The 25,740-nt window shown below is 59.9% G+C and carries 25 protein-coding genes and 1 tRNA gene; 16 read left to right on the forward strand and 10 right to left on the reverse strand.

What is annotated here, in order from left to right; translation table 11 throughout:
* Window positions 1-731 precede the first annotated feature (731 nt).
* The 3 genes from K290_RS0119145 to K290_RS0119155 all read right to left on the reverse strand — a co-directional run bounded on the left by K290_RS0119145 (window position 732) and on the right by K290_RS0119155 (window position 3,432).
* Window positions 732-822: transfer RNA gene (locus K290_RS0119145), tRNA-Ser, on the reverse strand.
* A 126-nt stretch (window positions 823-948) separates the two neighbouring features.
* Window positions 949-2,166, reverse strand: coding sequence for an NAD(P)/FAD-dependent oxidoreductase (locus K290_RS0119150; RefSeq protein WP_028753439.1), 1,218 nt, complete (start codon window positions 2,164-2,166; stop codon window positions 949-951).
* A gap of 147 nt (window positions 2,167-2,313) precedes the next feature.
* Window positions 2,314-3,432, reverse strand: coding sequence for a Gfo/Idh/MocA family protein (locus K290_RS0119155; protein WP_028753440.1), 1,119 nt, complete (start codon window positions 3,430-3,432; stop codon window positions 2,314-2,316).
* A 233-nt stretch (window positions 3,433-3,665) separates the two neighbouring features.
* Between K290_RS0119155 and K290_RS0119160 the strand changes: the two genes are divergently transcribed.
* The 5 genes from K290_RS0119160 to iolB all read left to right on the forward strand — a co-directional run bounded on the left by K290_RS0119160 (window position 3,666) and on the right by iolB (window position 10,464).
* A complete protein-coding gene (locus tag K290_RS0119160) occupies window positions 3,666-4,541 on the forward strand; it encodes a MurR/RpiR family transcriptional regulator (protein ID WP_028753441.1) in 876 nt (291 codons plus the stop codon).
* Window positions 4,542-4,729: 188 nt separating this feature from the next.
* Window positions 4,730-6,667 (forward strand): bifunctional 5-dehydro-2-deoxygluconokinase/5-dehydro-2-deoxyphosphogluconate aldolase, encoded by a 1,938-nt coding sequence (locus tag K290_RS0119170; RefSeq protein ID WP_028753442.1) that lies wholly within the window; start codon window positions 4,730-4,732, stop codon window positions 6,665-6,667.
* A gap of 88 nt (window positions 6,668-6,755) precedes the next feature.
* Window positions 6,756-8,606: a 3D-(3,5/4)-trihydroxycyclohexane-1,2-dione acylhydrolase (decyclizing) gene (iolD, locus tag K290_RS0119175; protein ID WP_028753443.1), complete on the forward strand. Its 1,851-nt coding sequence runs from the start codon at window positions 6,756-6,758 to the stop codon at window positions 8,604-8,606.
* 67 nt (window positions 8,607-8,673) lie between these two features.
* Window positions 8,674-9,591 carry a myo-inosose-2 dehydratase gene (iolE, locus tag K290_RS0119180; protein WP_028753444.1) on the forward strand — a complete coding sequence of 306 codons (918 nt, stop codon included), beginning with the start codon at window positions 8,674-8,676 and terminating at the stop codon, window positions 9,589-9,591.
* A 75-nt stretch (window positions 9,592-9,666) separates the two neighbouring features.
* Window positions 9,667-10,464, forward strand: coding sequence for a 5-deoxy-glucuronate isomerase (iolB, locus tag K290_RS0119185; protein WP_028753445.1), 798 nt, complete (start codon window positions 9,667-9,669; stop codon window positions 10,462-10,464).
* Window positions 10,465-10,513: 49 nt separating this feature from the next.
* Here iolB and K290_RS0119190 read toward each other — a convergent pair whose 3' ends face one another.
* The 3 genes from K290_RS0119190 to K290_RS0119210 all read right to left on the reverse strand — a co-directional run bounded on the left by K290_RS0119190 (window position 10,514) and on the right by K290_RS0119210 (window position 13,089).
* The gene (locus K290_RS0119190; protein ID WP_028753446.1) at window positions 10,514-11,881 is read right to left on the reverse strand and encodes an MATE family efflux transporter; all 1,368 of its coding nucleotides are present in this window, start codon (window positions 11,879-11,881) and stop codon (window positions 10,514-10,516) included.
* A gap of 67 nt (window positions 11,882-11,948) precedes the next feature.
* The gene (locus K290_RS0119195) at window positions 11,949-12,386 is read right to left on the reverse strand and encodes a glyoxalase superfamily protein (protein WP_028753447.1); all 438 of its coding nucleotides are present in this window, start codon (window positions 12,384-12,386) and stop codon (window positions 11,949-11,951) included.
* A gap of 256 nt (window positions 12,387-12,642) precedes the next feature.
* Complete coding sequence (locus tag K290_RS0119210) at window positions 12,643-13,089, reverse strand: baeRF12 domain-containing protein (RefSeq protein ID WP_028753448.1); 447 nt, start codon at window positions 13,087-13,089, stop codon at window positions 12,643-12,645.
* Between the two features lie 225 nt (window positions 13,090-13,314).
* On the opposite strand from K290_RS0119210, the gene K290_RS0119215 reads away from it, so the two are divergent.
* Both K290_RS0119215 and K290_RS0119220 read left to right on the forward strand, forming a co-directional pair.
* Entirely contained in the window at window positions 13,315-13,707 is a 393-nt protein-coding gene (locus K290_RS0119215; RefSeq protein WP_028753449.1) for a hypothetical protein, read from the forward strand.
* A gap of 91 nt (window positions 13,708-13,798) precedes the next feature.
* Window positions 13,799-14,911 (forward strand): pyridoxal phosphate-dependent aminotransferase, encoded by a 1,113-nt coding sequence (locus tag K290_RS0119220; RefSeq protein ID WP_028753450.1) that lies wholly within the window; start codon window positions 13,799-13,801, stop codon window positions 14,909-14,911.
* 135 nt (window positions 14,912-15,046) lie between these two features.
* Here K290_RS0119220 and K290_RS0119225 read toward each other — a convergent pair whose 3' ends face one another.
* On the reverse strand, window positions 15,047-15,310 hold the full coding sequence (locus K290_RS0119225) for an SEL1-like repeat protein (RefSeq protein ID WP_028753451.1): 264 nt from the start codon (window positions 15,308-15,310) through the stop codon (window positions 15,047-15,049).
* Between the two features lie 459 nt (window positions 15,311-15,769).
* Here K290_RS0119225 and K290_RS0119230 point away from each other — a divergent pair, with 459 nt between their 5' ends.
* The 3 genes from K290_RS0119230 (at window position 15,770) to K290_RS0119240 (ending at window position 18,090) form a co-directional block, all read left to right on the forward strand.
* Window positions 15,770-16,108, forward strand: a complete 339-nt coding sequence (locus tag K290_RS0119230; protein WP_028753452.1) for a DUF2147 domain-containing protein — start codon at window positions 15,770-15,772, stop codon at window positions 16,106-16,108.
* Between the two features lie 182 nt (window positions 16,109-16,290).
* On the forward strand, window positions 16,291-16,467 hold the full coding sequence (locus K290_RS37965) for a hypothetical protein (protein WP_166656782.1): 177 nt from the start codon (window positions 16,291-16,293) through the stop codon (window positions 16,465-16,467).
* Window positions 16,468-16,587: 120 nt separating this feature from the next.
* On the forward strand, window positions 16,588-18,090 hold the full coding sequence (locus K290_RS0119240) for an AMP nucleosidase (RefSeq protein WP_028753453.1): 1,503 nt from the start codon (window positions 16,588-16,590) through the stop codon (window positions 18,088-18,090).
* 122 nt (window positions 18,091-18,212) lie between these two features.
* On the opposite strand, the gene K290_RS34520 is transcribed toward K290_RS0119240, so the two are convergent.
* Complete coding sequence (locus tag K290_RS34520; protein ID WP_037135762.1) at window positions 18,213-19,094, reverse strand: protein-L-isoaspartate O-methyltransferase family protein; 882 nt, start codon at window positions 19,092-19,094, stop codon at window positions 18,213-18,215.
* Window positions 19,095-19,379: 285 nt separating this feature from the next.
* Window positions 19,380-19,610 (reverse strand): hypothetical protein, encoded by a 231-nt coding sequence (locus tag K290_RS34525; RefSeq protein ID WP_051264133.1) that lies wholly within the window; start codon window positions 19,608-19,610, stop codon window positions 19,380-19,382.
* A gap of 156 nt (window positions 19,611-19,766) precedes the next feature.
* On the opposite strand from K290_RS34525, the gene K290_RS0119255 reads away from it, so the two are divergent.
* Genes K290_RS0119255 through K290_RS0119270 form a run of 4 tightly spaced genes read left to right on the forward strand, consistent with a single transcriptional unit; the run spans window position 19,767 to window position 22,145 of the window.
* Window positions 19,767-20,126, forward strand: coding sequence for a YciI family protein (locus tag K290_RS0119255; RefSeq protein WP_028753454.1), 360 nt, complete (start codon window positions 19,767-19,769; stop codon window positions 20,124-20,126).
* Window positions 20,127-20,136: 10 nt separating this feature from the next.
* A complete protein-coding gene (locus K290_RS0119260) occupies window positions 20,137-20,499 on the forward strand; it encodes a YciI family protein (RefSeq protein ID WP_028753455.1) in 363 nt (120 codons plus the stop codon).
* Window positions 20,500-20,517: 18 nt separating this feature from the next.
* Window positions 20,518-20,880, forward strand: a complete 363-nt coding sequence (locus tag K290_RS0119265; RefSeq protein WP_028753456.1) for a YciI family protein — start codon at window positions 20,518-20,520, stop codon at window positions 20,878-20,880.
* A 26-nt stretch (window positions 20,881-20,906) separates the two neighbouring features.
* Window positions 20,907-22,145, forward strand: coding sequence for an RNA polymerase sigma factor (locus K290_RS0119270; protein WP_037135779.1), 1,239 nt, complete (start codon window positions 20,907-20,909; stop codon window positions 22,143-22,145).
* Between the two features lie 9 nt (window positions 22,146-22,154).
* Here K290_RS0119270 and K290_RS0119275 read toward each other — a convergent pair whose 3' ends face one another.
* Complete coding sequence (locus K290_RS0119275; RefSeq protein WP_028753458.1) at window positions 22,155-23,114, reverse strand: lysylphosphatidylglycerol synthase domain-containing protein; 960 nt, start codon at window positions 23,112-23,114, stop codon at window positions 22,155-22,157.
* A gap of 94 nt (window positions 23,115-23,208) precedes the next feature.
* On the opposite strand from K290_RS0119275, the gene K290_RS0119280 reads away from it, so the two are divergent.
* Both K290_RS0119280 and K290_RS0119285 read left to right on the forward strand, forming a co-directional pair.
* Window positions 23,209-24,228 (forward strand): glycosyltransferase family 2 protein, encoded by a 1,020-nt coding sequence (locus K290_RS0119280; protein WP_028753459.1) that lies wholly within the window; start codon window positions 23,209-23,211, stop codon window positions 24,226-24,228.
* Window positions 24,221-25,717: a glycosyltransferase family 39 protein gene (locus K290_RS0119285; RefSeq protein ID WP_028753460.1), complete on the forward strand. Its 1,497-nt coding sequence runs from the start codon at window positions 24,221-24,223 to the stop codon at window positions 25,715-25,717. Before K290_RS0119280 ends, K290_RS0119285 begins: the two co-directional genes overlap by 8 nt.
* The last annotated feature ends 23 nt before the right edge of the window (window positions 25,718-25,740 follow it).

A 25,740-nucleotide genomic window follows, 5' to 3' on the forward strand; every position in this document is an offset into this window, starting at 1 on the left:
TCACGCAATCTACATCTTATCGGAAACGGGGATTTGCGTGAGCCTTCCGCAATTCCTGTTGCCGAAAGGACACAAGTCCACGATGCGGGGCCTGCATTTGTTTATAGTTTGTTAAGAAAGCCCTTACGGTACTAGCACTTACAGGCCGCTTTTAAATGATGACGTGGGAAGGAGACCGGCTGTCACAATGGCCGATCCAGGGCAAATCAGGGCTGCCGTGACGTCAAGCTCGCCATTTTCGACATCTGCCGGGATAACCGTCAACACTGCCGAACAAGCAAATCCACGTTCACCACCTTACCGCAGCGCCGCGAGGCTGTGATTCTATTGCGGTCGATTCGATCGAGAATCGATATTGCCGATTATTCGCCAGCAAGATTGCAGCGGAATGACAGAAAAGAATCAATTGCCGGCAGCGCCGTGGAGGGAGACTTCGGTACTGGCAAAATGTCTGCGATTTGGCGCCCGCCTTCTGGAAGGCCAAAGCGTGAGCGGTGAGGGCCACCAATTCAGCATCTCGCGCGGGAGTCTTCAGCCATTACAAGGACCAAGGGCCAGAGGCGCAGACGAATCAGGCCGGCCAGCCGGTGCATTCATGCCGTATGATCTGGGATATGTTGAGCTGGAGCAAAGAGCTTGCAAACCATCGACAACCCGTTCGGCACGAGATTGTCACCCATGTCTTAGGGACAAACTGTTACCTATGTCTTCGGTATGGACAAAAAGCGGGATGGCGGAGAAGATGGGATTCGAACCCACGATACGCTTTTGACGTATACTCCCTTAGCAGGGGAGCGCCTTCGACCACTCGGCCACCTCTCCGGTGCGGCCCTGATACGGCCAATCATTTATCGACGCAAGCGCTTTTTCGCCTCCATGCACGTTCTCCCTGCATTCGGCGGTCTGCACGTCGTTCAGGGCGAACCCGAGCCGGCGTGCACTTCCCTCTCAACGCAGCAACTGCTTAAGGTCCGCAGCCGAATCGGCCAGAATCGCCTTTTCCGGGTTGATGCCGGTTTCCAGCAGCTTCTTGCCTGTCACATAGGCCTTTGCATCGTTGATGGCATCGACGGCGATGAAGCGGCCGTCCTGGAAATACCAGACCGAAGCCGACCCTTCGCGGCCACCGGCGCGCAGAAGGGTCTCGTCATAGCCGAGGTTGAAGCCGGCGATCTGCAATTTCACGTCATATTGATCCGACCAGAACCATGGTTTCGGATCATAAGGCTCATTGCCGCCGGCAATGATTCCGGCTGCGGCTTCGGCCTGGTCGACGGCGTTTTGTACCGATTCGAGACGGATGCGGCCGCCATTCCAAGGCAATTCGGCGCAATCGCCCACAGCGAAGATCGAGGGGTCGGAGGTTCGGGCAAACGAATCGACGACGATGCCGTTGCCAACTCCCAGTCCCGCCTCCTTGGCCAGCCGGTCATTTGGGGCGACGCCGATGCCGACGATAACGAAATCGACGTCTATCGTGGAGCCATCAGACAGCTCGGCGGCAACGACATGGCCGTTCTTGCCTATCAGTTGCTTGAGCCCGGTCTTTTCGCGGATGACGACATCATGTTGGCGGTGAATCGCCCGCATGATGTCGGCCGTCTCTCGGGCGGCGACCCGTTGCAGGATTCTGTCGGCCATTTCGATCAGGGTGACCTCGAGGCCGCGGTGGCGGGCAACCGCCGCCGCTTCGAGACCGATATAGCCACCGCCAATGATGAGAACACGGCGGCCCGCGCGCATTTCGCTCGCGAGCTGATCGGCATCGCGTTTGTCGCGGGCGAGATAGACACCTTCGAGCGCGCCACCGACCGAGGGCGGCAGCCGGCGCGGCATGGCGCCGGTCGCCAGCGCCAGCGTCTCATATCCCAGCGCCGAACCGTCCTGCATCATCACCTGTTTTGCGGCCCGGTCGATCTGCTCGACCCAGGTGGAGAGACGGATTTCGACATTGTTGTCGGCATACCAATGCTCAGGGCGAAACAGCAGCCGGTCGAAGGCCATCTCGCCGAGGAGATATTTCTTGGTCAGCGGCGGTCGCTGATAGGGAAGGTTTTCCTCCGCGCCAATAATGGTGATCGGCCTCGAATCTCCGAGCGTCCGCACTTTGGCGGCAAGCGCGAAACCGGCCTGTCCTGCCCCGACAATGACCAATCTGCCCGTCACGATCCTTACTCCATTATATAGTTATAGCGGCTCGTTATCCTGATATAGGACGGCGCTCCCAGGGATTTCAGGGGTAACGTCTCCCCTGGCAAGCGTCAATCATAGCTGACCTTGCGCCTGAGATCGGGAGGAAATTAGGGCAGAAGCTCAGGCCGGTATCTCGACCCAGCGACGCTCATGGAACGATTGCGCCATGGCATGCACCGATTTTTCGATGCGCAGGCCATCCACAAAGCTTACGACGGATGCCGCATCGCCGGAAATGGCGCGGATCAGCTCCCGGCATTCGATGATCTTCAGATCGTTGAAGCCCAGTCCATGGCCTGGCGCAGGGATGAACCGGTCGTAGGGCCGGTGAGCCGGCGCGGCGAGAATTCTGCGGAAGCCCTGTTCGCTTTGCCTGCCATCCGCCTGATAAAGCTCGAATTCGTTCATGCGCTCCTGATCGTAAACGATCGATCCTTTCGAGCCGAAGATCTGCAGCGCGATGCGGCCCTTGCGGCCCCAGGCGGAGCGATTCGCCATCAGCACGGCGGAGATGCCGCCACCGAGCCGCATCAGCACATTGGCCAAGTCGTGATTCTCGACCGCGCGCCGCCCGCCGTCCTTCAAGGGCCGTTCGGCATAGGGCCTTCCCATATCGGTGATAACAGCTTCGACATGGCCGAACAAAAACCAGAGCAGCGACAGCGGATGCACGGCGAAATCGTCGAGCGCGCCATAACCGCTCGCAAGCTCGCTTTTCCAATAGAAGAAGCCCTCGGGATCGGCCATGAAGTCTTCGTCCATTTCGACGCGGACATGATTGACCTCGCCGATCGCGCCTTCGCCGATCAGCGTCTTGATATGCCGCATCACCGGGTTCTGGATATAATTGTAGCCGAGGATGGCGACTTTGCCCGAAGCCTTGGCGGCGCGCAGCATGCGTTCGGCATCGGCATAGACCGGCGCCATCGGCTTTTCGCACCAGACATGTTTGCCGGCCTCCAGCGCCGCGATTGCCATTTCCGGATGGAATTGATTTGGCGTGGTGACGGAGACGACATCGACTTCGGGATCGGCGATCAGTTCACGCCAGTCGGCGGTCGCCTTTTCGAAACCGAATTCGTCACCACGCGCTTTCGCCAGCTCGCCATTGGCTTCCGCAAGATGAACGAGGCGCGGGCGTTCGACATCGCCGAAGACGGTCTTGACCGCGTTCCACGCCAGCGCATGGCATTTGCCCATATAGCCGGTTCCGATCAGTCCGACGCCAAGCGACTTCATATCCATTTCCTCCACCAGCTTCCTCCTGAAGCATGGGCGATTTTTGGAATATTTGGACCGTTTTGACAAGCCGGCGCACCGATCGATTATGGCATATCATCCGTGAAATGATATTTATGGAAGTAAATTCAGGCGCTTAAAAATAATCGTGCCGATTTATTCAAAATCCGTTATGGTGGGAAATATGGAATATTTGTTTCATTGACGGAGATACCGTCGAGAAGGGCGCAGGCATGGATAACGAAATCGAAACGCGAACCAAGGTGCCGCGGGATTTTGAAAGCCTTCGCAGCATTATCATCGAGCGCAAGAATTCCATGCCTAAACGTCTGGCACAGGTCGCGGCCTTTGCACTCGGCAATCCCGACGAAATCGCCTTCGGCACCACGGCAAGCATCGCCACGGCAGCCGATGTCCAGCCTTCGACGCTGGTACGTCTTGCCCATCATCTCGGATATGGCGGCTTCTCCGACCTGCAGAGCATTTTCCGCGAGCGGCTCCGCGACCGGACGCTGAGCTACGAAGAGCGGCTGATCACGCTCGAACAATCCGGCATCGAGGATGAAGAGGCCGGCATTCTCTCGGGCTTCCTTTCTGCCGCCAGTCAGTCGATCAACAAGCTTGCCGCGACCATCGAGACGGATACCTTTGCCAAGGCGGTCGATGTGCTCGCCGCGGCCGAGACGATCTATCTTATCGCCAAGCGCCGTTCATACCCGTTGACGGCGCACATGACTTACGCCTTTTCCAAACTGAACATCCGCCATCAGATCGTTGCTTCGCCGAACGGCATCGATGGCGAGCTTGCCCGCTTTGCCACGGAAAGGGACGCGGCGATAGCTGCGAGCTTCTCCCCTTACGCTGCCGACAGCCTGGCCCAGGCGCAGGATCTCGCCGGACGCAACGTGCCGGTCATCGCCATTACCGATTCGGCCTTTTCCCCGCTTACGGGCTGCGCCACCCATTGGTTCGAGGTGGCGGAGGCCGATTTTGCCGGCTTCCGCTCGCTGTCGGCATCCATGGCGCTGATCATGGCCTTCCCCGTCGCTATAGCCGAACGGCGAAGGAAAGAAGCGGTCGCAAAATTCCACAAATCCAAAATGGAATAAACATTCCGAATTGACAAAATTACGGAACCAATGTTTCATTATATCCATGAACGCGGCTGCAGGAGATGGCCGCAAGATCTACCAGAGCCCGGACGAAAACGAAGACGGACGGACCGGCACTTTCAATGACGCGTGACCCCATCGGAAACTGAAGAGTTATCGGGATCATGCCTGGACGGGAGGACATAATGGCACAAGACAATCCTGGCGCCCAGCCGGAGCCAATACTCGACGTGATCACCATCGGCCGCTCCTCCGTCGATCTTTACGGACAGCAGATCGGCTCGCGGCTGGAGGATATTGCATCCTTTGCGAAATCCGTCGGCGGCTGCCCTGCCAATATCGCTATCGGCACAGCGCGCCTCGGCTTGAAATCCGGCTTGATCACCCGCGTCGGCGACGAACAGATGGGCCGTTTCATCCGTGAACAGACGGCACGCGAAGGTGTGGCGACAGCAGGGATCGCCACCGACAAGGAAAGGCTGACGGCCCTGGTATTGCTTGCGGTCGAGGCCGAGGGCGTGTCGCCGATGATCTTTTATCGCTCCGACTGCGCCGACATGGCGCTCGACGAGGGTGACATCGATGAGAATTTCATCAAGTCCTCCCGCGCAGTCCTCGTCTCCGGCACGCATTTTTCCAAGCCGAATACGGAAGCCGCACAGCGCAAGGCGATCCGCATCGCCAAGGCGAACGGCCGCAAGGTGATCTTCGATATCGATTACCGGCCGAATCTCTGGGGCCTTGCCGGCCATGCCGAGGGATTCGAACGTTATGTGAAATCGGATCGCGTTTCCTCGAAGATGAAGGAGACGCTGCCGGATTGCGACCTGATCGTCGGCACTGAAGAGGAAATCATGATTGCCTCGGGCGCCGACGACGTGCTCGGCGCATTGAAGGAAATCCGACGCCTCTCTCCGGCAACCATCGTGCTGAAGCGCGGCGCCATGGGCTGCATCGTCTATGATGGACCAATCTCCAACGACCTTGAGGCCGGCATTGTCGGGCAGGGTTTTCCGATCGAAGTGTTCAACGTGCTCGGCGCCGGCGATGCCTTCATGTCCGGTTTCCTGCGCGGCTTCCTGCGCGACGAACCGCTGAAGACCTGCGCCACCTGGGCCAATGCCTGCGGCGCCTTTGCGGTCTCGCGCCTCCTCTGCTCGCCGGAATATCCGACCTGGGCCGAACTCGATTTCTTCCTGAAGACGGGCAGCAAGCACCGGGCGTTGCGCAAGGACGAGGCGATCAGCCATATTCATTGGGCGACGACGCGCCGCAGTGACGAGATTCCGTTGCTGATGGCGCTTGCCATCGATCATCGCTCGCAGCTCGTCAGCGTCGCCGACGAACTGGGTATTGGTCACGACAGGATCGTTGCCTTCAAACGGCTTGCGGTCGAGGCGGCGGCGCGGGTTGCGGATGGGCGCGCCGGCTACGGCATGCTGATCGACGAGCGCTTCGGTCGCGACGCATTCTTCGACGCCGCCACAAAGAACTTCACCTGGATCGGCCGCCCCGTCGAATTGCCGGGCTCGAAGCCGCTGAAATTCGAATTCAGCCAGGACATCGGCTCGCAACTCGTCGAATGGCCGCTCAATCATTGCATCAAGTGCCTCTGCTTCTACCATCCCGACGATCCCGCGGAATTGAAGGCGGAGCAACAGGAAAAGCTGCGCACTCTGTTCGAAGCGGCGCGCAAGGTCGGCCGCGAGCTGCTGGTCGAAATCATCGCCGGCAAGAACGGACCGCTGACCGACGATACGATCCCGACGGCAATGGAAGAGCTCTACGCGATCGGCATAAAGCCGGACTGGTGGAAGCTAGAACCGCAGGAATCGACCGCGGCCTGGAAAAAAATCGATGCCGTGATCGCCAAAAATGATCCATTGTGCAGAGGTATCGTGTTGCTTGGCCTGGAGGCGCCGGCGGAGGAATTGATCCGCAGCTTCGAAGCGACGCTCGCCGCGCCCTCGGTCAAGGGTTTCGCCGTCGGGCGGACCATCTTCTCCGATGCGGCCCGTGCGTGGATGTCGGGCGGCATGAACGACGAGGAAGCGATCGCCGATATGGCCGGCCGCTTCCGGCAATTGACCCAGGCGTGGCTGAAAACCCGCGGCCTGGAATAGCTGGCGCATCGCTCCGAAAGGCAAATACCGCTTTTCGGGGTCAAGCGACGCGCAAACAATAGACTAAAATGCATTTGGGAGGCGCCCCATGGGCAAGACGATCCGATTGACGATGGCTCAGGCCGTCGCGCATTTCCTCAAAAAGCAGATGACAGTGATCGATGGCCAGAAGCAGCCGATCTTCGGCGGCGTCTGGGCGATCTTCGGCCATGGCAACGTGGCCGGCATGGGGGAAGCGCTCTACCAGGTGCGTGAGGAGTTGCCGACCTACCGTGCCCATAACGAGCAGGGCATGGCGCATGCCGCCATTGCCTATGCGAAGACGAGCTTCCGCCAGCGCTTCATGGCCTGCACGACATCGATCGGTCCCGGCGCACTGAACATGGTGACTGCCGCCGGCGTGGCGCATGTCAACCGTATCCCCGTGCTTTTCCTCCCCGGCGATGTCTTCGCCAACCGCGCGCCCGATCCGGTGCTGCAGCAGATCGAGGATTTTGGCGACGGCACGGTGTCGGCCAACGATGCCTTCCGTCCGGTTTCGCGCTATTTCGATCGCATCACCCGGCCAGAGCAGATCATCACGGCGCTGACGCGCGCCATGCAGGTGCTGACCGATCCGCTCGATTGCGGCCCGGTGACGCTGTCGCTCTGCCAGGATGTACAGGCTGAGGCCTTCGACTATCCGGAAAGCTTCTTCGAGGAACGTGTCTGGACGCCGCGCCGCCCGCAGCCAGATGCGGACGAACTGGCGAATGCCATCGCCTTGATTCGTAAATCCGAAAAGCCGGTGATCGTCGCCGGTGGCGGCGTGCTTTACTCACAGGCGACGAAGGAGCTTGCTGCTTTCGCGGAAGCACATGCCATTCCCGTCGTCGTGACACAGGCTGGTAAATCGGCGATCGACGAAACGCATCCGTTGGCGCTTGGCTCGGTCGGCGTCACCGGCACATCGGCCGCAAACGCGATTGCGGAAGAAACCGACCTGGTGATCGCCGTCGGCACACGCTGCCAGGATTTCACCACCGGTTCCTGGGCGCTGTTCAAGAACGAAAAACTGACGATGGTGGGCGTCAACATCGCGGCCTATGATGCGCTGAAGCACAATGGTCACCCCTTGGTGACAGATGCGCGCGAGGGGCTGAAGGCCCTGTCCGCCGGCCTTTCCGGCTGGAAAGCTCCGGCGGCGCTTGCCGAGAAAGCAACACGGGAAAAGAAGATCTGGCTGGAGGCCGCCGCCAAGGCGATGGCGACGACGAATGTCGCCCTGCCCTCCGACGCCCAGGTGATCGGCGCCGTCACCCGCACGATCGGCGGCGAGAAAAGCATCGTGCTCTGCGCAGCCGGCGGCCTGCCGGGCGAGATGCACAAGCTGTGGCCGGCGACCGCACCCGGCAGCTACCATATGGAATACGGCTTCTCCTGCATGGGCTATGAGATCGCCGGCGGCCTTGGCGCGAAGATGGCACGCCCGGACAAGGACGTCATCGTCCTGGTCGGCGACGGCTCCTACATGATGCTGAATTCGGAGCTGGCGACCTCGGTCATGCTCGGCCTGAAACTGACGGTCGTCCTCCTCGACAACAGAGGGTACGGCTGCATCAACCGGCTGCAGATGGCGACCGGCGGCGCCAACTTCAACAATCTGCTCAAGGATTCGCGTCACGAGATCATGCCCGAGATCGATTTCCGGGCACATGCCGAGAGCATGGGCGCCATTGCGGTCAAAGTCGCCTCGATCGCCGAGTTGGAAGAGGCGATCGAAGCATCGAAAAAGAACGACCGCACCTCGGTCATCGTCATCGATACCGATCCGCTGATCACAACAGACGAAGGCGGGCATTGGTGGGATGTCGCCGTTCCCGAGGTCAGCCCGCGCGCCGAGGTCAATCAGGCCCGTGCGGGTTATGAAAAAGCCCGCGCCGGCCAGCGTATCGGCTGATCGATTTCCGTCATTTTTCTGGAGGAGCGTTTCAGCTCCTCCAACACTGCTTTCAAGGAGACCATTGATGAAGGCCAAACTCGGCATGTCGCCCATCGCCTGGTGGAACGACGACCTTCCGGAGCTCAGCGACGACGTATCCCTCGAAGAATGCCTGCGGCAATCGCGTGGTGCGGGCTTCACCGGCATGGAACAGGGCCGGCGTTTCCCCAGCAACCCTGACGAAATGCTGCCGATCCTGCGCGCCGCCGACGTGACGCTTTGCGGCGGTTGGTTCTCGGGCACGCTCGTCAACGAGGAGTTGGCCGCAAACAAGGACCGCATCGCTCCGATGATCGCACTGTTCAAAGCGGTCAATGCACCCTGCATCGTCTACGGCGAAGTCGGCCGCTCCATCCAGGGCGACCGCTCCAAGCCGCTCGCCACCAAGCCGCGCCTTTCGGATGACGAGATGAAGGCCTATGCCCGCCGCGTGACCGAGTTCGGCGAATGGTGCGCCGAGCAGGGCATGCCGCTCTCCTACCACCACCACATGGCCGCAGTCGTCGAAACCGAACCGGAACTCGATGCCTTCATGCGCAATTCCGGCGAAGGCATTCCGCTGCTGCTCGATGCCGGTCACCTGGCCTTTGCCGGCGGCGACGTGCTGCGCGCCATCGACAACCACCACGCCCGCATCAACCACGTTCACGTCAAGGATATCCGCAAGCCTGTCGTGGATGCGCTGGATCGCAGCCGGCAGTCCTTCCTCGACGCGGTGGCACTCGGCGCGTTCACGGTGCCGGGCGACGGCTCGCTCGATTTCGGCGCCATCGTCAAGCGTTTTGCGGACTACGGCTATGAAGGCTGGTTCGTGGTCGAAGCCGAACAGGATCCGCGCAAGGCTCCGCCGCAGAAGATGGCCGAGATCGGCCATGCCGAATTGATGCGCGTCATGACCGCAGCGGGTTATACGGTGGAAACCGAAGGCTTTCCCAAGGGGTAACGGGAAACAAGAAGCCCTCGCCCCAATCTAAGGCTGGCGAGGGCCGTTTTCTCGAGTAACGGAGGAAGAACACCCATGCCAAATCTCAAGGTCAAACCTGATGGCTCTCATGGTCGTGTCACCCATGTCACGCCCGAAAATGCCGGCTGGACCTATGTCGGCTTCGACCTTTATCGGCTGAAGCCCGGCGAGACGGCTTCGGCCGAGACAGGCGATCGCGAGGTCTGCCTCGTCTGGGTCAGCGGCAAGGCGAGCGCCAAGGCAGGCGCGAAGGATTTCGGTTCGCTAGGCGGTCGCATGAACCCCTTCGAAGGCGCGCCCCACGCGCTTTATATACCGGCCGGCTCCAACTGGTCCGTCGTCGCTGAGACCGACCTCGAACTCGCCGTCTGCTCGGCGCCGGGCGGCGGTTCCTATGAGGCTCGCGCCATTCCGCCGGGCACCCACCCGGCGCTGACGCGCGGCAAGGGCACCAATGTCCGCTATGTCAACAACATCATGCCGGAGGATGACGGCGCGGCGCATTCGCTGCTGGTTGTCGAAGTCATCACGCCGGGCGGCCATACCTCGTCCTATCCGCCGCACAAGCATGATCAGGACAATTTGCCGAACGAAAGCTTCCTCGAGGAGACCTATTATCACCGCCTCAACCCGCCGCAGGGCTTTGGATTCCAGCGGGTCTATACCGATGATCGCTCGCTGGATGAGGTCATGGTTCTGGAAGATGGCGATGTGACGCTGGTGCCGAAGGGATATCACCCTTGCGCCGCCTGCCATGGCTACGACCTCTATTATCTCAACGTCATGGCCGGTCCGAAGCGCATCTGGAAATTCCACAACGCGCCGGAACATGAGTGGCTTCTAAAGGCATAAACTCCCCAGGGCATGGTAAGGCCGCGCCTCGATGGCGCGGCCTTTAAGCTTATGCCGGTAGCAGACCGTATCGCCAGCCGCGATCCTTGGCATTGCGCGACAATACCAACCAGGCGAGCAGGAGCATTCCCGTCTCGGCGAAAACGGGCACCATCCAGATTCCGGTTTCGCCGAACGCGAAGGGGAGAACGAATGTCAGAGGCAGGGTAAAGAGATAGGGTCGCGCCAGGCCGAAGATCGCGCCCCGCTTTGCATCGCCGATCGACTGGAAATAGGATGACAGCACGATCATCTGCCCGAAGAGGAAATAGGCGCCGACCGTCCAGGGCAATATCCGCCCTACCTCCGCAACGATGACGGAATCGCCGACGAAAATGCCGCCGAGCCTGCCCGCCACCAATTCGACAACCAATTCCACTACGCTGCAATAAATCAGCGCCGACACCATCGCGATTTGCAGACTCCGGCCGACGCGGGCGGGAAGTGCCGCGCCGTGATTGTGGCCGGATATCGTCTGCAGGGTGATGCTGAGACCGAGGAGCGGCAGATAGGCGAAGGTCATCACCCGCGTGATGATTCCGTAAGCGCCGATTGTCGCGACATAGTCTCCCTGGCGCCAGATCGCCAGGTTGAAGAGGATCGCCGCAGAGCTCAGGGATATGCCGATGAAACCGAGGCTCATCGGCGCCCCGAAGGCGACGATCCCACGCCATTCGGCGACCGGAAAGGATGTCGACGGCCTGAGTGCGCCTGGCTGCCGCCAGCGGTAGAACAGGATGACCGTCAGGCAGATGAATTGCGCCGCGATCGAACCTGTGGCCGAGCCGATGACGCCCCAGTGCATCACCGCCATCAGCAGCCAGTTGGCAAGGATATTGAGCAGGGTAGAGGCAAGCGTCACCAGCGTCATGAAGCCGATCTTGCCCTCGCAACGCAGTGCGTCGATATGCACCGACAATAGGAAACTTACCGGAGCAAATCCCACCATGATGCCCATGAAAGCGCCGGCATTTGCGGCAACATCGGCATTATCAGCCGCCCCTGCTACGATGACCTGCCGCCCGACCGTCCAATAGAGCGCGTTGACCAGGATGACCACCGCAAGGGCCAGGCCATGGGCGGCGCTGAAAACCTGCCTTGCCCCCGTTCGATCTCCCGCCCCCAGACGGCGCGCCAGGATGCTTGCCATGCCGTTGGAGACCAGCGATTGCAGCGCGATCAACAGCATCAGCGCCGGAAAGATAAGGTTGACCGCAGAGAGGGCATCGGCACCTACGAAGACGCCGAGGAAATAGGCATCGACGACGGCAAACAGGCCGTTGATGGTTGTGATCATGATGATCGGTGCGGCCGTGCGGGCAAAGACACCCGGCAGCCAGCCGGTCAGGAACATGTTGTTTTCGGAATGATCCGTCATAGCGAAATCCACGCAGCATCGCGCGCGGCCAAAGGACGGCCGCGATCGATTGATGAAAGGGTGAATGCTAGATGTCCAGCACGAGATGCGGCACGCCGTCCGAGGTCTTGCGCGGCGAAATGCCGTTGGCGTCGATCTGGGCGTTGATGCGCTGGCGAAAGGCCGAGAAGCTCTCGAAGGTCACGACATCCACCGGAGCGTCGAAATGGATGGTGATCCTATGGAGCCCGCCGGACTGTTCGGAGAGCGCCAGAACCTTGCCGGTGAAGGGCTGGTTCAGATACCGGCCGCGAACCGCTGTCCCGACGGCGACCGGCGCCGTCGGCGCCGCGTTCGGTTTCGCGGCGAGTGCCGATAGCGTGTTCCAGTCGCGTAGCCCATATTGCCTGGCGACCAATTCAAGGGCCGCGCTGTGGGCCATTTCGCCACCGCGCTCGGCCATGGCTTGGCGCAGACGTTTGGCCTGCGCTTTCAATTCATCGATGGATGGATAGATCGTCGTCACGGAGTCAGCCTTTCGGAAGGCATGCGTTTACGACTGCAGATCGGAGCTCGCATTACCGCCAGTCAGCATGCGCCAGATGGCTGTGACCATATTCGCGAGGGCTTCACCATGGATTTTCATCCGCGAGCGGCCGGCGCCTCGAACCGGATTTTCGTATGATCGAAGCGGATGCAGATGTCAAGATGAGGCATTGCTACAGAGACGACGCTGTTCAGGCGGTCGGTGAGAGAGGGCGATATTGCGCCCCCTTCCATCTTCAAGCGACGAGATGATGCTCGATCTGATCGATGGGAAAATTCGTCAGGTCCTTGGCGACCTCGGCCACGATCACTGCTTGCGAATGAGGCCCGAGATGGGGCCGCAGGACGCCAAGTGCGCGCGGCGGCGCAACGAGAATGAGACGATTGATGCCTTTTTTCTGCACGAGCGCATCGACCTTGGCTGCGACACTTTTCAAAAATTCTGCGGCCGCCTGCTCGTGCCAATCCGTTTCTTCGACGGCGCTGCCTCCGAACCCTTCCGCCTGGTGCGTGCGGCCCGGTTTGTCTGCGCCGATTTCCCGATCGGGCGCATGCGGCTGCTGCATGGTTTCGCATGTTCGCAAATCCGGATGCGGGCCGCTATCCGAACTCTTCAGAATCAGCGCCTTGGCACCGTCGCAAACGACAACCCATGTTCCTCGGGAAATTTTGATATCGACCATCACGCCTGTCCTCAAGTTCATGGTGCGGTCAAAAAACCGCTGACGAAAAAGAACGTCTCATGACGCGAAGGGTTCAAAAAACACCCGTAGGGCTGGCGATATCGCCTAACTGGCTCAAAAACCGCCGATTCGTTAAAATTCGATTGGCTCGGTTGACGCTTAGGCAAAATCTCCGTGCAAGGTTGATGCGATAACCGAGATGAATTCGGCAGCCTCCAACGGGGAATGACAATGCTTCGCGCAACGCATCTGGCGAAAGTCAAATCCGAAGTCTACGAGCACAGGTGGGAACGCTTCTTCGTTCAGCGACCGGCCCGCATCATTGCCGTGCGCCCATGTCTGACGGGCATTTCGATCCGCAGCGCCGAGATCATCGACATTTCACAAGGCGGCGCCAGCTTCATCGTCGGCACCACCGTTGGCCTGCCAACACACTATTATCTGAACATACTCGGCCTCGCTTATCGCATCGGCTGCGCCGAAATCAACCGCATGGACAATCGCGTCAACGTTCGCTTCATCAACCTCATCGAGCCGGAAACCTTGAGACGCGTCGTGCGCGCCGATTTCATGATCGGCAATGCCGAAGCGATGGCCGCGCGAGGCCGGCGGCAATAGGCATAAGGATCGGGCTTTTCCGCTCTTGCAACGGCTCACCAAGCGCCTATGGTGCTGCGCCTTGCAACAGAATTCGGGAAAATGAGCCAGAATGTCCGCCTTTTCGCGCTTTACCCCGCTGATCAGCGCCCTTCCCTCCACCGTGCCTTTCGTCGGCCCGGAAGCCCTCGAACGTCAGCGCGGCCTGACCGTCCAGGCACGCATCGGCGCCAATGAAAATGGCTTCGGCCCCGCCCTTTCCGTCATAGAGGCCATGCGAGAGCAGGCCGGCGATATCTGGAAATACAATGATCCGGAAAATTTCGCCCTGAAAGGAGCGCTCGCTACCCACCTCGGCGTCCAGCCCGCAAATATCGCCGTCGGCGAGGGCATCGACAGTCTGCTCGGTCTCATCGTGCGCATGGTGGTCGAGCCGGGGGCGCCCGTCGTAACCTCGCTCGGCGGCTATCCGACCTTCAATTTCCATGTGGCCGGCTTCGGCGGCCGTCTGGTGACGGTGCCCTATGTCGACGATCGCGAGGATCTCGACGGCCTGCTTGCGGCGGTAAAGCGCGAAAACGCGCCGCTCGTCTATTTCGCCAACCCCGACAACCCGATGGGAAGCTGGTGGGATGCCGAGAAGATCGTCGCCTTCGCCCGCGCCCTGCCGGAAAGCTGCCTGCTGATTTTAGATGAGGCCTATAGCGAAACCGGGCCGGCCAATTCTTTGCCGGATATTTCCGCACTGATCGACTTGCCGAATGCGCTGCGCACCCGCACCTTTTCCAAGGCGTATGGCCTCGCCGGCGCGCGTGTCGGCTATGCCATCGGCGTGCCGGAGACGGTGCTGGCTTTCGACAAGATCCGCAATCACTTCGGCATGAACCGGCTGGCAACGGCAGCCGCGCTCGCAGCGTTGAAGGATCAAGCCTATCTCGCGGAAGTCGTCGGCAAAATCCGCGCCGCACGGGAACATATCGGCACGATCGCCCGGAACAACGGGCTTTCGCCGCTTGCCTCAGCCACCAATTTCGTCGCCGTCGATTGCGGCCGCGACGGGGCCTATGCGCGCGCCATCGTCGATGGCTTGATCCAGCACGGCATCTTCATCCGCATGCCCGGCGTTGCGCCTCTCAACCGCTGCATTCGCATCAGCGTCGGACCAAAGCGCGATCTCGACCTTCTGGCCGAAGCATTGCCGAAGGTGTTGAAGGCGATCGGCTGACGCCGGAAACATCAAAAAACCGCGCCGGCCTTGTTTCCGGCCGGTCGCGGTTTTTCTGATAGTGGCAGCGCGCCTCTCCGCGTACTACCTGTCCCCTCTTTCGAGGCAAAGTCATCGTATTCCTGATGACGCGCTTCAGTGCGTGGTCATCCACTCGCGGGCGGCGCGCAGCGCTGCGGCGAGCTGCATCTTGGTCAGCGTGGCCGCGACGTCGGCGCGAAGCTCGGCGGCGCGGTCGCTGCCCTTGATGGCGGCGATGTTCAACCACTTATGGGCGGCAACGAGGTCTGCCTGACAGCCCCTGCCGGTGGCATGGATTATGCCCAGCTCGCAAAGAGCTTCAGCGCTGTTGCCACCCATCATGGCCATTTCGGATGTCGGTATTTCGAAGCGTGCCATCGGTTCAATCCCTGTTTCAGTCTATTCGTTATCGACCCTGTTTTTCCTTCCGGACCTTGCCGTCTATCGCGGCTTATGATCCTTCCGGTCGGCGGGTTTGCCCCGCTCGTTTGATGGCTTCACTATCGCAGACGGCTTTCAAAAAACGGCTAAAATGCATGCTTAATTCGAGGCAAACAAAGTACAAATGCTTGGTAAACTTGGGATTTTGTTAAACATCGCTTCCCTTGCAAATTAAGGACTTTTGAGCGAGTTTTACGCCTCGTTAAGGTTTGGATCTAAACCCTTCGTTCACCACGAAAACAGCCGCTGAAATAAGGCTCGTTATTTTTTCGATGAGATCGGAAGGGCTGACCGGCAGGAAAATCTCGCCGGAAAGTGTATTTGCCTTTACGTCGGTATTGGATAACTTCGCCACGTCCGGGCTGTGGGGCCGAAGGACATTCGGGAGGAAAGATTATGATCCGCGCCACCATTCTCACCGCAGCACTGCTCTTCAGCGCAGGCGTGGCCCTGGCCGACGAGCAGATCGTCGGCAATTGGAAGACGGTGGAGGGTGATACCGCCGCCATCACGCCTTGCGCCGACAGCTACTGCGTAACGCTGAAGACCGGTAAATATGCCGGTCGCCAGATCGGCAAGATGCAGGGCAAGGACGGAGCCTACATGGGCGAACTTACAGATCCCGAGGACAACAAGACCTATAGCGGCTCGGGTACCGTAAGCGGCAAAACCGTGAAAATGCAGGGCTGCGTGCTCAAGATCTTCTGCAAGTCGCAAACCTGGACGAAGCTTTAGAAAGTACTTCGCCGGGCGAATGCGGAGCCGATCAATACGTGCTCCTCACGCTAAAGACCTTCGGTTCAAGGTCAAACACCCGGTAATATTTCTGAACACTGGATGAACCAGTGTCTCAGCACCTGTTCAGCCTGACCATGGCAAAACAGTGTCCAGGATAGGGCACGGGTAGAGCCAGGACAATGAACACGATCATCATGGCGCGGCGTTTCGGCATCATCATGCTGTTTGCCGCCATCTTTGCGATCACATTTTCAATGGCGGTCGAACACACCGGCCGCAGCGGTGCGCAATCGCATTTCGGCGCAAGCTTCACTTGCCTGCAAACAGGCAGCCCTTATTGCACGACGGTACAATAGGTCCGACCTCGCCAATTTCGACAGGCGAACTGCGAATCACCGTTAAAAATAGCTGCGAAAATCGGATACCGCGCGTTGCAACGTCGTTTGCTTGTTAAAGACGGCACTCTATAATAGCGCATGAGCAACCGAATCTCTCCTTTTTCACCCCTCGACATCTCTTCACCCAGTCCGTTTCAGCCGCGGAGCTTCGATGATCCTGCCAAGGCCGTAGACGCTTTGACCGAGCTTTACGACCGCAACACGGCGTTCCTGATCGACAGCTTCACCAAGTTGGCCAAGGGTGCGCCGATTGCAGCGCGCTACCGCGCCTTCTATCCGCAGGTCAGCATCGAGACGACGAGCTTCGGCCATGTCGACTCGCGCCTTTCCTACGGCCACGTTACGGCGCCTGGCGTCTACACCACCACCATTACCCGTCCGCAACTCTTCCGCCATTATCTGAAAGAACAACTGACGCTGCTGATGCGCAGCCACAATGTCCCTGTGGTCGTATCGGAATCGACGACGCCGATCCCGTTGCACTTCGCTTTCGGCGAAGGTGCGCATGTGGAAGCGTCTGCCGCTGCCTTCGACGATATTCCGCTGCGCGATCTTTTCGACACGCCTGACCTCAACACCACCGATGACGAGATCGCCAATGGCGAATATATCCCGCCGCCCGGCGAGCCCTCACCGCTGGCGCCGTTTACTGCACAACGCATCGATTATTCGCTCGCCCGCCTCGCCCACTACACGGCGACCAGCGCGAACCATTTCCAGAATTTCGTGCTGTTCACGAACTATCAGTTCTATATCGATGAATTCTGCCACTGGGCGCGTGACCTGATGGCCAAGGGCGGCGACGGCTACACCGCCTTTGTCGAGCCGGGCAATATCGTCACGCCGGCCGGTTCCAGCCAACCGGAGGGGAACCCGACCCCGCCACGTCTGCCGCAGATGCCAGCCTACCATGTGAAAAAGAAAGGCCATGCCGGCATTACCATGATCAATATCGGCGTCGGTCCATCCAACGCCAAGACGATCACCGACCATGTCGCCGTGCTTCGCCCGCATGCCTGGCTGATGCTCGGCCATTGCGCCGGGCTGCGCAACAGCCAGCGGCTTGGCGATTATGTACTCGCCCATGCCTATATGCGCGAGGATCACGTTCTTGACGACGATCTGCCCGTGTGGGTACCGATCCCGGCGCTTGCCGAAGTGCAGGTGGCGCTGGAAGCGGCCGTTGCCGAGATCACCGGCTATGAGGGCTTCGAGCTGAAACGCATCATGCGCACGGGTACGGTCGGCACGATCGACAATCGCAACTGGGAGCTGCGCGATCAGGCAGGACCGGTCAAGCGCCTGTCGCAGGCTCGCGCCGTGGCGCTGGACATGGAATCGGCAACGATTGCCGCCAACGGTTTCCGTTTCCGCGTTCCCTACGGCACGTTGCTCTGCGTTTCCGACAAGCCGCTGCACGGCGAGCTGAAGCTGCCGGGCATGGCGACGGCGTTCTACCGGACGCAGGTCAACCAGCATCTGCAGATCGGCATCCGCGCCATCCAGAAGCTGGCCGCAATGCCGCCGGAAACATTGCATTCACGCAAGCTGCGCAGCTTCTTCGAAACGGCTTTCCAATAGGAATGAGGGGGGTTTGGCCCGAGCCACGAGCTTAGATGTGAAATAGTTCCCCTGTCGCGAAACTCCGACTTTTGCGACAGGAATTTACCGACGAGCTCAGTGCCCACGCTTCAATTTAGGAATTATGCGGCAACTGCGATCGGGCCAACTGCCTGGTCTGAGAACCAGATGTCGCGGAAGACCGCAATTGCGCTTTCGTCCGGGTCCCGATCTTTGGTCAGCCATACGGAGCGGATGCTTCGTGCACCTGCATTGTCTGGCACCTTAAGGCCCAGGTGAGGGTCGCTTGCGCCAACACATGGAATGAACCAGGCCGGCATCAACGGCCGCGCAGAGAATTCCGTTTGGCCACGGGTGATCAGCATCGCGAAGGCAACATCTTCGCTGGGCCGCCAGGGAAAGATCATCCGACCGCCTGGACGCAAGGATTCGAGCCAGTGCACTGGCGGGGCCACCACGCCGGCATTCACGTAGATCAGGTCGGATGACGGCAGCGTCAGCACAGTCGCATCACCATGTCTTACCGAAATATCTTCGAATGGTGCGAGGTTCGCGCGTGCCTGCCCGGCAAGACGCTCATCGATTTCGAAAGCATACACGCGACCATTCGGAAGCGTCAGCATCGAGAGGATCGCGGTATAGTAGCCGGTACCAGCCCCGATATGGGTCACCACTTCTCCGCCCTGCGGATTGACGCTGCCAAGCCAGGCTGCATGCAACATGGGCTCGCCATTATTGATGCCCTTCGTCCGATCCAGCGCTACCAGGACGTTCTGATTGACATGCACCGGATTGTCGCTCGGCGTTTCAATGTAGCGATGCCGATACGACTTCTTCCAGGGATGGACGGCGATATGCCAAGGACCGGGACCGAGGAAGGCTTCGCGAGGCACAAGCTCGAAAATACGTTCGAACCGCTCATCCGGCGAGCCGGTGGCCACCGCCATCATCTGCGCATGAAACCGGCGGACTTCTTCCAGCACGACACCCGATTTCCTTACCATTGAGCATCTCTCGTTCACGATCTAAAACCACCAGGTCAAGCGAGCGCATCACCCGTTTTCCGTCATTTAGCCCATCCGCCTCTGTCGCGAGATCGTGCAAGCAAATTTGGTCAGGGCATAAGGGTAGTCGCAAAACGGACATTCGGTGCCCGTCGAGCGTGCAGGATGCTTCACAAAAATATTTTCGGCAAGGCAAACCAACTCACACTTTCATGCCTCAAGCGGATCGGCACCAATCTATGCTTGGCCTCCACATTTCGGTTAGGGCCTGGAATGCCCGGTCCCTTATTCTTTCGCCGCCGGCATCAGCCGTATTTGATCGACGGCCGCTACCTGCGGCCGGTCGATCGTCGACGCTGCCATCCAGTTGAGGCCGAGGATCAGAACCGCGAAGGCGGCAAAGCCGATCGTGGTGCGAAGAACGACCTTGCCGAGATCTGGTGTCTCCAGCAGATCCTTCTCCGACAGTGTCTTCCTGCTCCAATAATTCACCAATGCTGTTTCCAAGGTGTGCATGTCCGTCTCTCCTTTGGTGATGACGGAACCTTGTCGAGCGGCCCTACCCTTTTTCGACAGCGAAGAAATTTTTTGTCATGGTGCCCCTCGGGATGTCGATTTCCTTTCGGACCGCTCGTCTATTGCTGTCAGCAAACGGAAAGAGGAAACGCTGCGATGAAATATCTTTGCCAGGTCTGGTTCGACGGCACGAAGTTCGATGCCATGACGCAGGAGGAAAAGCACAGGCTCGATTCGGATTCGCTCGGCTATGACCGTGATCTGATGGCGAGCGGCCAAATGATCCATGCCGAAGCGCTGCAATCGCCAAGCTCGGCGGTGACGGTGCGGGTCCGCAACGGCGAGACGTCGGTGACCGACGGCCCCTTCATCGAAACCAAGGAATATCTTGGCGGCTTTATCCTGATCGAGGCGAAAGACCTGAACGATGCGATCCGCGTCGCTGCGGGCATTCCGCTCGCCAAACTCGGCAGCATCGAGGTGCGGCCAATCTATTCCTTCGGCCCGGACATTTGAGGAGGCTACCATGAAGTTCCTTTGCCAGGTCTGGTTCGATACCGCCGAGATCAGCACGCTTTCCGAAGAGCAAGGACGAAAGCTTACGCAGGATTCGGTCGACAACGACAACCGGCTGCGCGAGAGCGGCCACATCATCGTCGCCAATGCCTTGCGCGAGCCGCAGACCGCCAAGACGGTGCGGGTGCGCAAGGGCGAGAGCACCGTCACCGACGGTCCCTTTGCCGAAATGAAGGAGCATCTTGGCGGCTTCGTATTGATCGAGGCGAAGGATATGGAGGAGGCGATCAGCATCGCCGCCACCTTCCCCGTTGCCAAGTATGGCATGATCGAAGTCCGGCCGGCCTATGACATCCGGTTTCCAAACGAATAAGCATGGGAGGATAGCGAGGTGCGCTTCTTGTGCTTGATCTATACCTCCGCCGACGTCGACGGCACGCTGACCTCCACAGAGGTCGACGGCTTGATCGCCGAGCACTTCGCTTATGACCAGAGCCTGCGACGGAATGGCACGCTGATCCTCGCGGACGCCTTGGCGACGCCCGACAGGGCGATCGTCATCCGCCCGCGCGGATCGGCACTTTCCACAACGGATGGCCCCTTCGTCGAGACGAAGGAGCATCTGGCGGGCTTCTATCTCATCGAGGCTGCCGATATGGCCGATGCAACGGAGATTGCCCGGCACATTCCCTCCGGCCGCCACGGCGCCATCGAGATCCGTCCGATCCGGATATTGACCCTTCCAGGCACCTGACAGGAGAGCAAGAGACCGCCGTGTCGCTGAACGAAACCATCGACGAGATCTACCGCAGCCAATCGCGCCGCGTATTTGCGACGCTGATCCGCCTGCTCGGCGACTTCGACCGGGCGGAGGAGGCCCTTCACGATGCCTTTGCGGCAGCGGCGCAGCAATGGACGGAAGAGACCTTGCCGGCCAATCCCTATGCCTGGCTGGTTTCGACAGGCCGCTTTCGGGCGATCGACCACATCCGGCGGCGAGCGCGCTTCGATGCCTCGGAAGCCGACATCGTCGACAGCCTGTATCCGGAGGGCGAAATGATCGAGATCGCCGAAAGCGAAGAGATCGAAGACGATATGCTCAGGCTGATTTTCACCTGCTGCCATCCGCTCATCCCGGCGGAGGCACAGATGGCGATGGCGCTCCGCGAAGTCTGCGGCCTGACGACGGAAGAGATCGCCCGTGCTTTCCTCATTTCCGCGCCAACCGTCGCCCAGCGTATCGTCCGCGCCAAGAACCGCATTCGCACAGCGCAAATTCCCTACGACGTTCCGGCAAAGGCGGAGTTGCCGGAGCGGCTGGCGCAGGTGCTGCATGTGATCTACCTCGTCTTCAACGAGGGCTATTCCGCATCATCAGGCACGACGATCGTCCGCGCCGACCTTGCCGCCGAAGCTATCCGGCTCGGTCGCCTGCTACTGAAGCTCTTGCCCGATCCGGAGGTTGCAGGTTTGCTGGCGATGATGCTCCTGCAGGATTCGCGGCGGCTCGCTCGTGCCAACGCTTCCGGCGATCTCGTCTTGCTTGCCGATCAGGACCGTGCGCTCTGGGACATCAGGGGAATTCGCGAAGGGCTGGCCTTCGCGGCCGAGGCGATGGCGGGCGAAAGCGTCGGCAGCTATGCGTTGCAGGCGGCAATTGCCGCCGAGCATGTGCGTCCGGCAACGGCTGATCGGACGGACTGGCGGCGGATTGTGACGCTTTACGATCTGCTGCTGGTGGCGCATCCCTCGCCGGTGGTCGAGCTCAACCGGGCGGCCGGGGTTTCGATGTGCGATGGGCCGGCTGCCGCGCTGGAGATCGTCAATGGCCTGCTGAGCGAAGATCGGTTGGCCCGATATCATCTGGCCCACGCGGCAAAGGCCGATTTCCTGCGCCAACTCAATCGTAAAGACGAGGCGCGACGGTCCTACGAGACGGCGCTTTCGCTATGCCAGCAGGCGCCTGAGCAGGCGTTTCTGCGCAAGCGGCTGGCGGAACTTGCCGACAAAACGGAATGATAAGCCCTATCAGTGGCGCTTCCTTGAAATCAGCAAGGCGAGCGCCGTCCCCGTCAGAGCCGAAACGACGATCAGCAGATGTGCGCTGATGCTCGCCTGCGCCAGATTGTCGAGCGCGGCCTTTAGCCCCGGAGCTCCGAAAGCGATGGCACCGGCGGTGATGCCGGCCGGATAGGTGCCGACCCCTCCGGGCGCGTGCACCGGCAACACCGAGGAAAGCTCGCCCCCTACAGCGCCACCGAAACTTGCCGAGAGCGGTGTGACATTCATCAGGCGAAGCGCCCAGGCGAGCACCACGACCTTCACCAGCCAATTGACTATCGTCGTCAGCCAGGCGCGCGCAAACGCACTGGCATTGGCCGGCAGGCCGCGCTCCAGCTCATGCACCAGCCCCTGCGCCTTTTTTGGCAATGCCTTGCCGGCAAATTTGATCAGCGGGCGGCGCAGGATGAAAGCGGCGACCGGCAAGAGCAGGAAAGCAAGCCACAGAACCCAGGCAAGAGCACCATAGGGCGAAGCCAGCGCGAGACCGACACCCGCCGCGGCAAGCAAGGCATGCAGATCCAGCAGCCGCATGACGAACAGCGCCGATGTGCCGCGGGCCAGGGGAATGCCGAATTCGGAACGCATCAGCACCGGAAAACTGGTTTCGCCGGTGCGGAAGGGCATCATGATGTTGAGCAGATTGTGGACCTGCGTCACACGAAAGAGCGCGGTGAAATGGCCGCCGGTCTCCTTCGGGAAATAGTCGTAGATGCGCCAGGTGCGCAGGAAATAAGTGCTGGTCAGCAGCGCCAGCGCCAGCAGAATGGGCAGGACACCGACCTTGCCCCATTGCGCCAGGATCGAACTCCAGCCCCAGAACCACTCGATAAAGACGGCGTAGGCGAGGACCACGCCGGATGTCAGCAGCGTCATGCGGTTGCGAATAAACCAGTTCTGTCGGCTGGCAACCATCGGAGTCTTCATGTAGTTAAGGCACCAAATGCGAGCGGAGGCAGACGCCGGACATGTCGCTCGTTCCGTCCGGCCGGTTCTGCCGGTCTTTTAGGAGAAAGAAGAGTTGCAGACAACGGCAGAGTCGATCCGCCCCCTGACCGACACGGTAAGTGCCATTGAGCTTTCGCTGGTCGTGCCCGTCTTTAACGAGCAAGAAAGCGTCGGACCGCTGATCGAGCGCATCTGTTCCGCCATGGTGGGTTTCACCAAGCCCTGGGAACTGATCCTGATCGACGACGGCAGCACCGATGCTACGCTTGCCAATGCGCGCCGGTCGCTCGGGCGTGAAGGGCTGACGCTGCGCCTCGTGGAGCTTCAGCGCAATTTCGGCCAGACTGCCGCCATGCAGGCCGGCATCGACACCGCCACCGGCCGGCTGATCGCCACGATGGACGGCGACCTGCAGAACGACCCGAAGGATATCCCCTCGATGGTCGAGGAATTGGAGCGGCGGCAGCTCGACCTGCTCGTCGGCTGGCGCAAAAACCGCCAGGACGGGCTTTTCCTGCGCAAGATACCCTCCTGGTGCGCCAATTACCTCATCGGCCGCATCACCGGCGTCAAATTGCATGACTATGGCTGCAGCCTGAAGATCTATCGCGCCTCCATCATCAAGCAGGTGAAGCTGATGGGTGAGATGCACCGCTTCATCCCGGCTTGGGTCGCGGGCGTCGTGCCGAGCTCGCGTATCGGCGAAATGGTCGTTACCCATCACGCGCGTCAGCACGGCATATCGAAATATGGTATTTCGCGCACCTTCCGTGTCATCCTCGACCTGCTATCGGTGATGTTCTTCATGCGTTATAAGGCGCGGCCGGGCCATTTCTTCGGCTCCCTCGGCCTTGGCCTCGGGGCGCTCGCCGCTCTGATCCTGCTGTGGCTCTTCGTAGACAAGTTCATCTTCGGCGACGATATCGGCAACAGGCCGCTGCTGCTGGTCGGCGTCGTGCTCCTGCTGTCGTCGGTGCAGATGATCACCACGGGCATCCTGGCCGAGATGATCGCGCGCATATATTATCGCGACGACCTGTCGCCGAACTACATCGTCCGCAAGATTTTCGATCGGGATCATCAGGATGCATAGGCTTCTGGTCCGCCGACCGGATACCATCATCCTTCTGCTTGCCGGTTACTTCGCTCTGGAATTCCTGGTCAGGCTCGCCATGCCGCATGGCATGCGTTACGACGAATCGCAGCAGGCGCTGTTCTCGCAATGGCTGACACTCGGCTACGATTCGCAACCGCCGCTCTATAATTGGGTGCAGGCGCTGGTGGTGTCCATCTTCGGCCTGTCGCTGGCGGCGATTTCCATCGTCAAGAACATCGTGCTGTTTCTGGTCTTCTTCAGCTATTACAAGCTGGCGAAGCTGGTCTTGTCCGACAAGGTTTTCGCGGCAATCGCCACGCTGTCGTTGCTGACGATCCCGCAGCTTTTCTGGGAGGCGCAGCGCGACCTGACGCATACGGTGGCGCAGCTCCTGACCATCAATCTTTTTCTTTATAGCGCGATCCGCACGCTGAAGGCGCCGAGCACAGGTTCCTATATCTTTACCGGCATCGCGCTCGGCCTTGGCATGCTATCGAAGTATAATTTCGCGCTGCTCGCCGCCGCCGCGGTCATTGCCGTTCTGATGCATCCGCTGGGCCGTGCGCGCATTTTCGATAAGCGATTTCTGCTGACCCTGCTGATCTCCCTGTTGATCTTCCTGCCGCACGGTTTGTGGCTGATCCACAATCTCGACCTCGCCTCGGGACGGACCTTGGGAATCATGGAGGAGGATGCGCCACAAAGCGTCTTTGCTAAGCTCCTAAAGGGACCGCTGGAATTCGTGAAGTTGGTCGTCGTCATCTGCGCACCGACGCTCGTCGTCTATGCGCTGGTGTTCGGCAAAAATCTCTTCAAGAATCTCGGACGGTCGAATGAATGGACCCGCTTTTTCGAGCTTCTTTTTGCGGCCATCGCCGTGCTTGTACTGATCCTGATCGTCGGGATCGGCATGACGGCGCTGCGCGACCGCTGGCTGCTGCCCTTCCTCTTCCTGCTGCCGATCTATCTGTGCCTGAAAATGGAATTGGCCGGTATCAAAGCAGCTGATTTCGGCAAGCGCTTTTTCTACATACCGCTGGCGATGATGCTGATCATCCCGGCGCTGCTTTTGACCCGCGTCATCTTCCCCGCACTTTTCGGCTCCTATGACCACTACAACACCCCCTACCCCGCTTTCGTAAGCCAGGCCGTGGCGACTGAGGGCAAGAAGCCGGGATTGGTGCTGACCGACAATTGGCTGCCGGCCGGCAATCTGCATTTGCAACTGCCTGACGTGCCGGCCATGTCGCTGTTCTTCGGCAATCTGAAGGCAGACTATGAGTGGAGCGCCGACAAGCCGATCCTCGTTGTCTGGCGACCGGGAAAGAACGATGCCGGTGTGCCGGCACCACTGGCTAACTGGCTGCATGATACGCTCGGCACGCAATACGCGACGCCGGACATCAAAATCGCGAATGTTCCGTATATCCACGGCAAAGACGGTGACAGGGCTGCTTTCGCCTATTCCTGGATCTATCCGAAATAGATAGCCGATCCCCGATCTGCAGG

It is taken from the genome of Rhizobium leucaenae USDA 9039 (assembly GCF_000426285.1).
Lineage (GTDB): Bacteria > Pseudomonadota > Alphaproteobacteria > Rhizobiales > Rhizobiaceae > Rhizobium > Rhizobium leucaenae.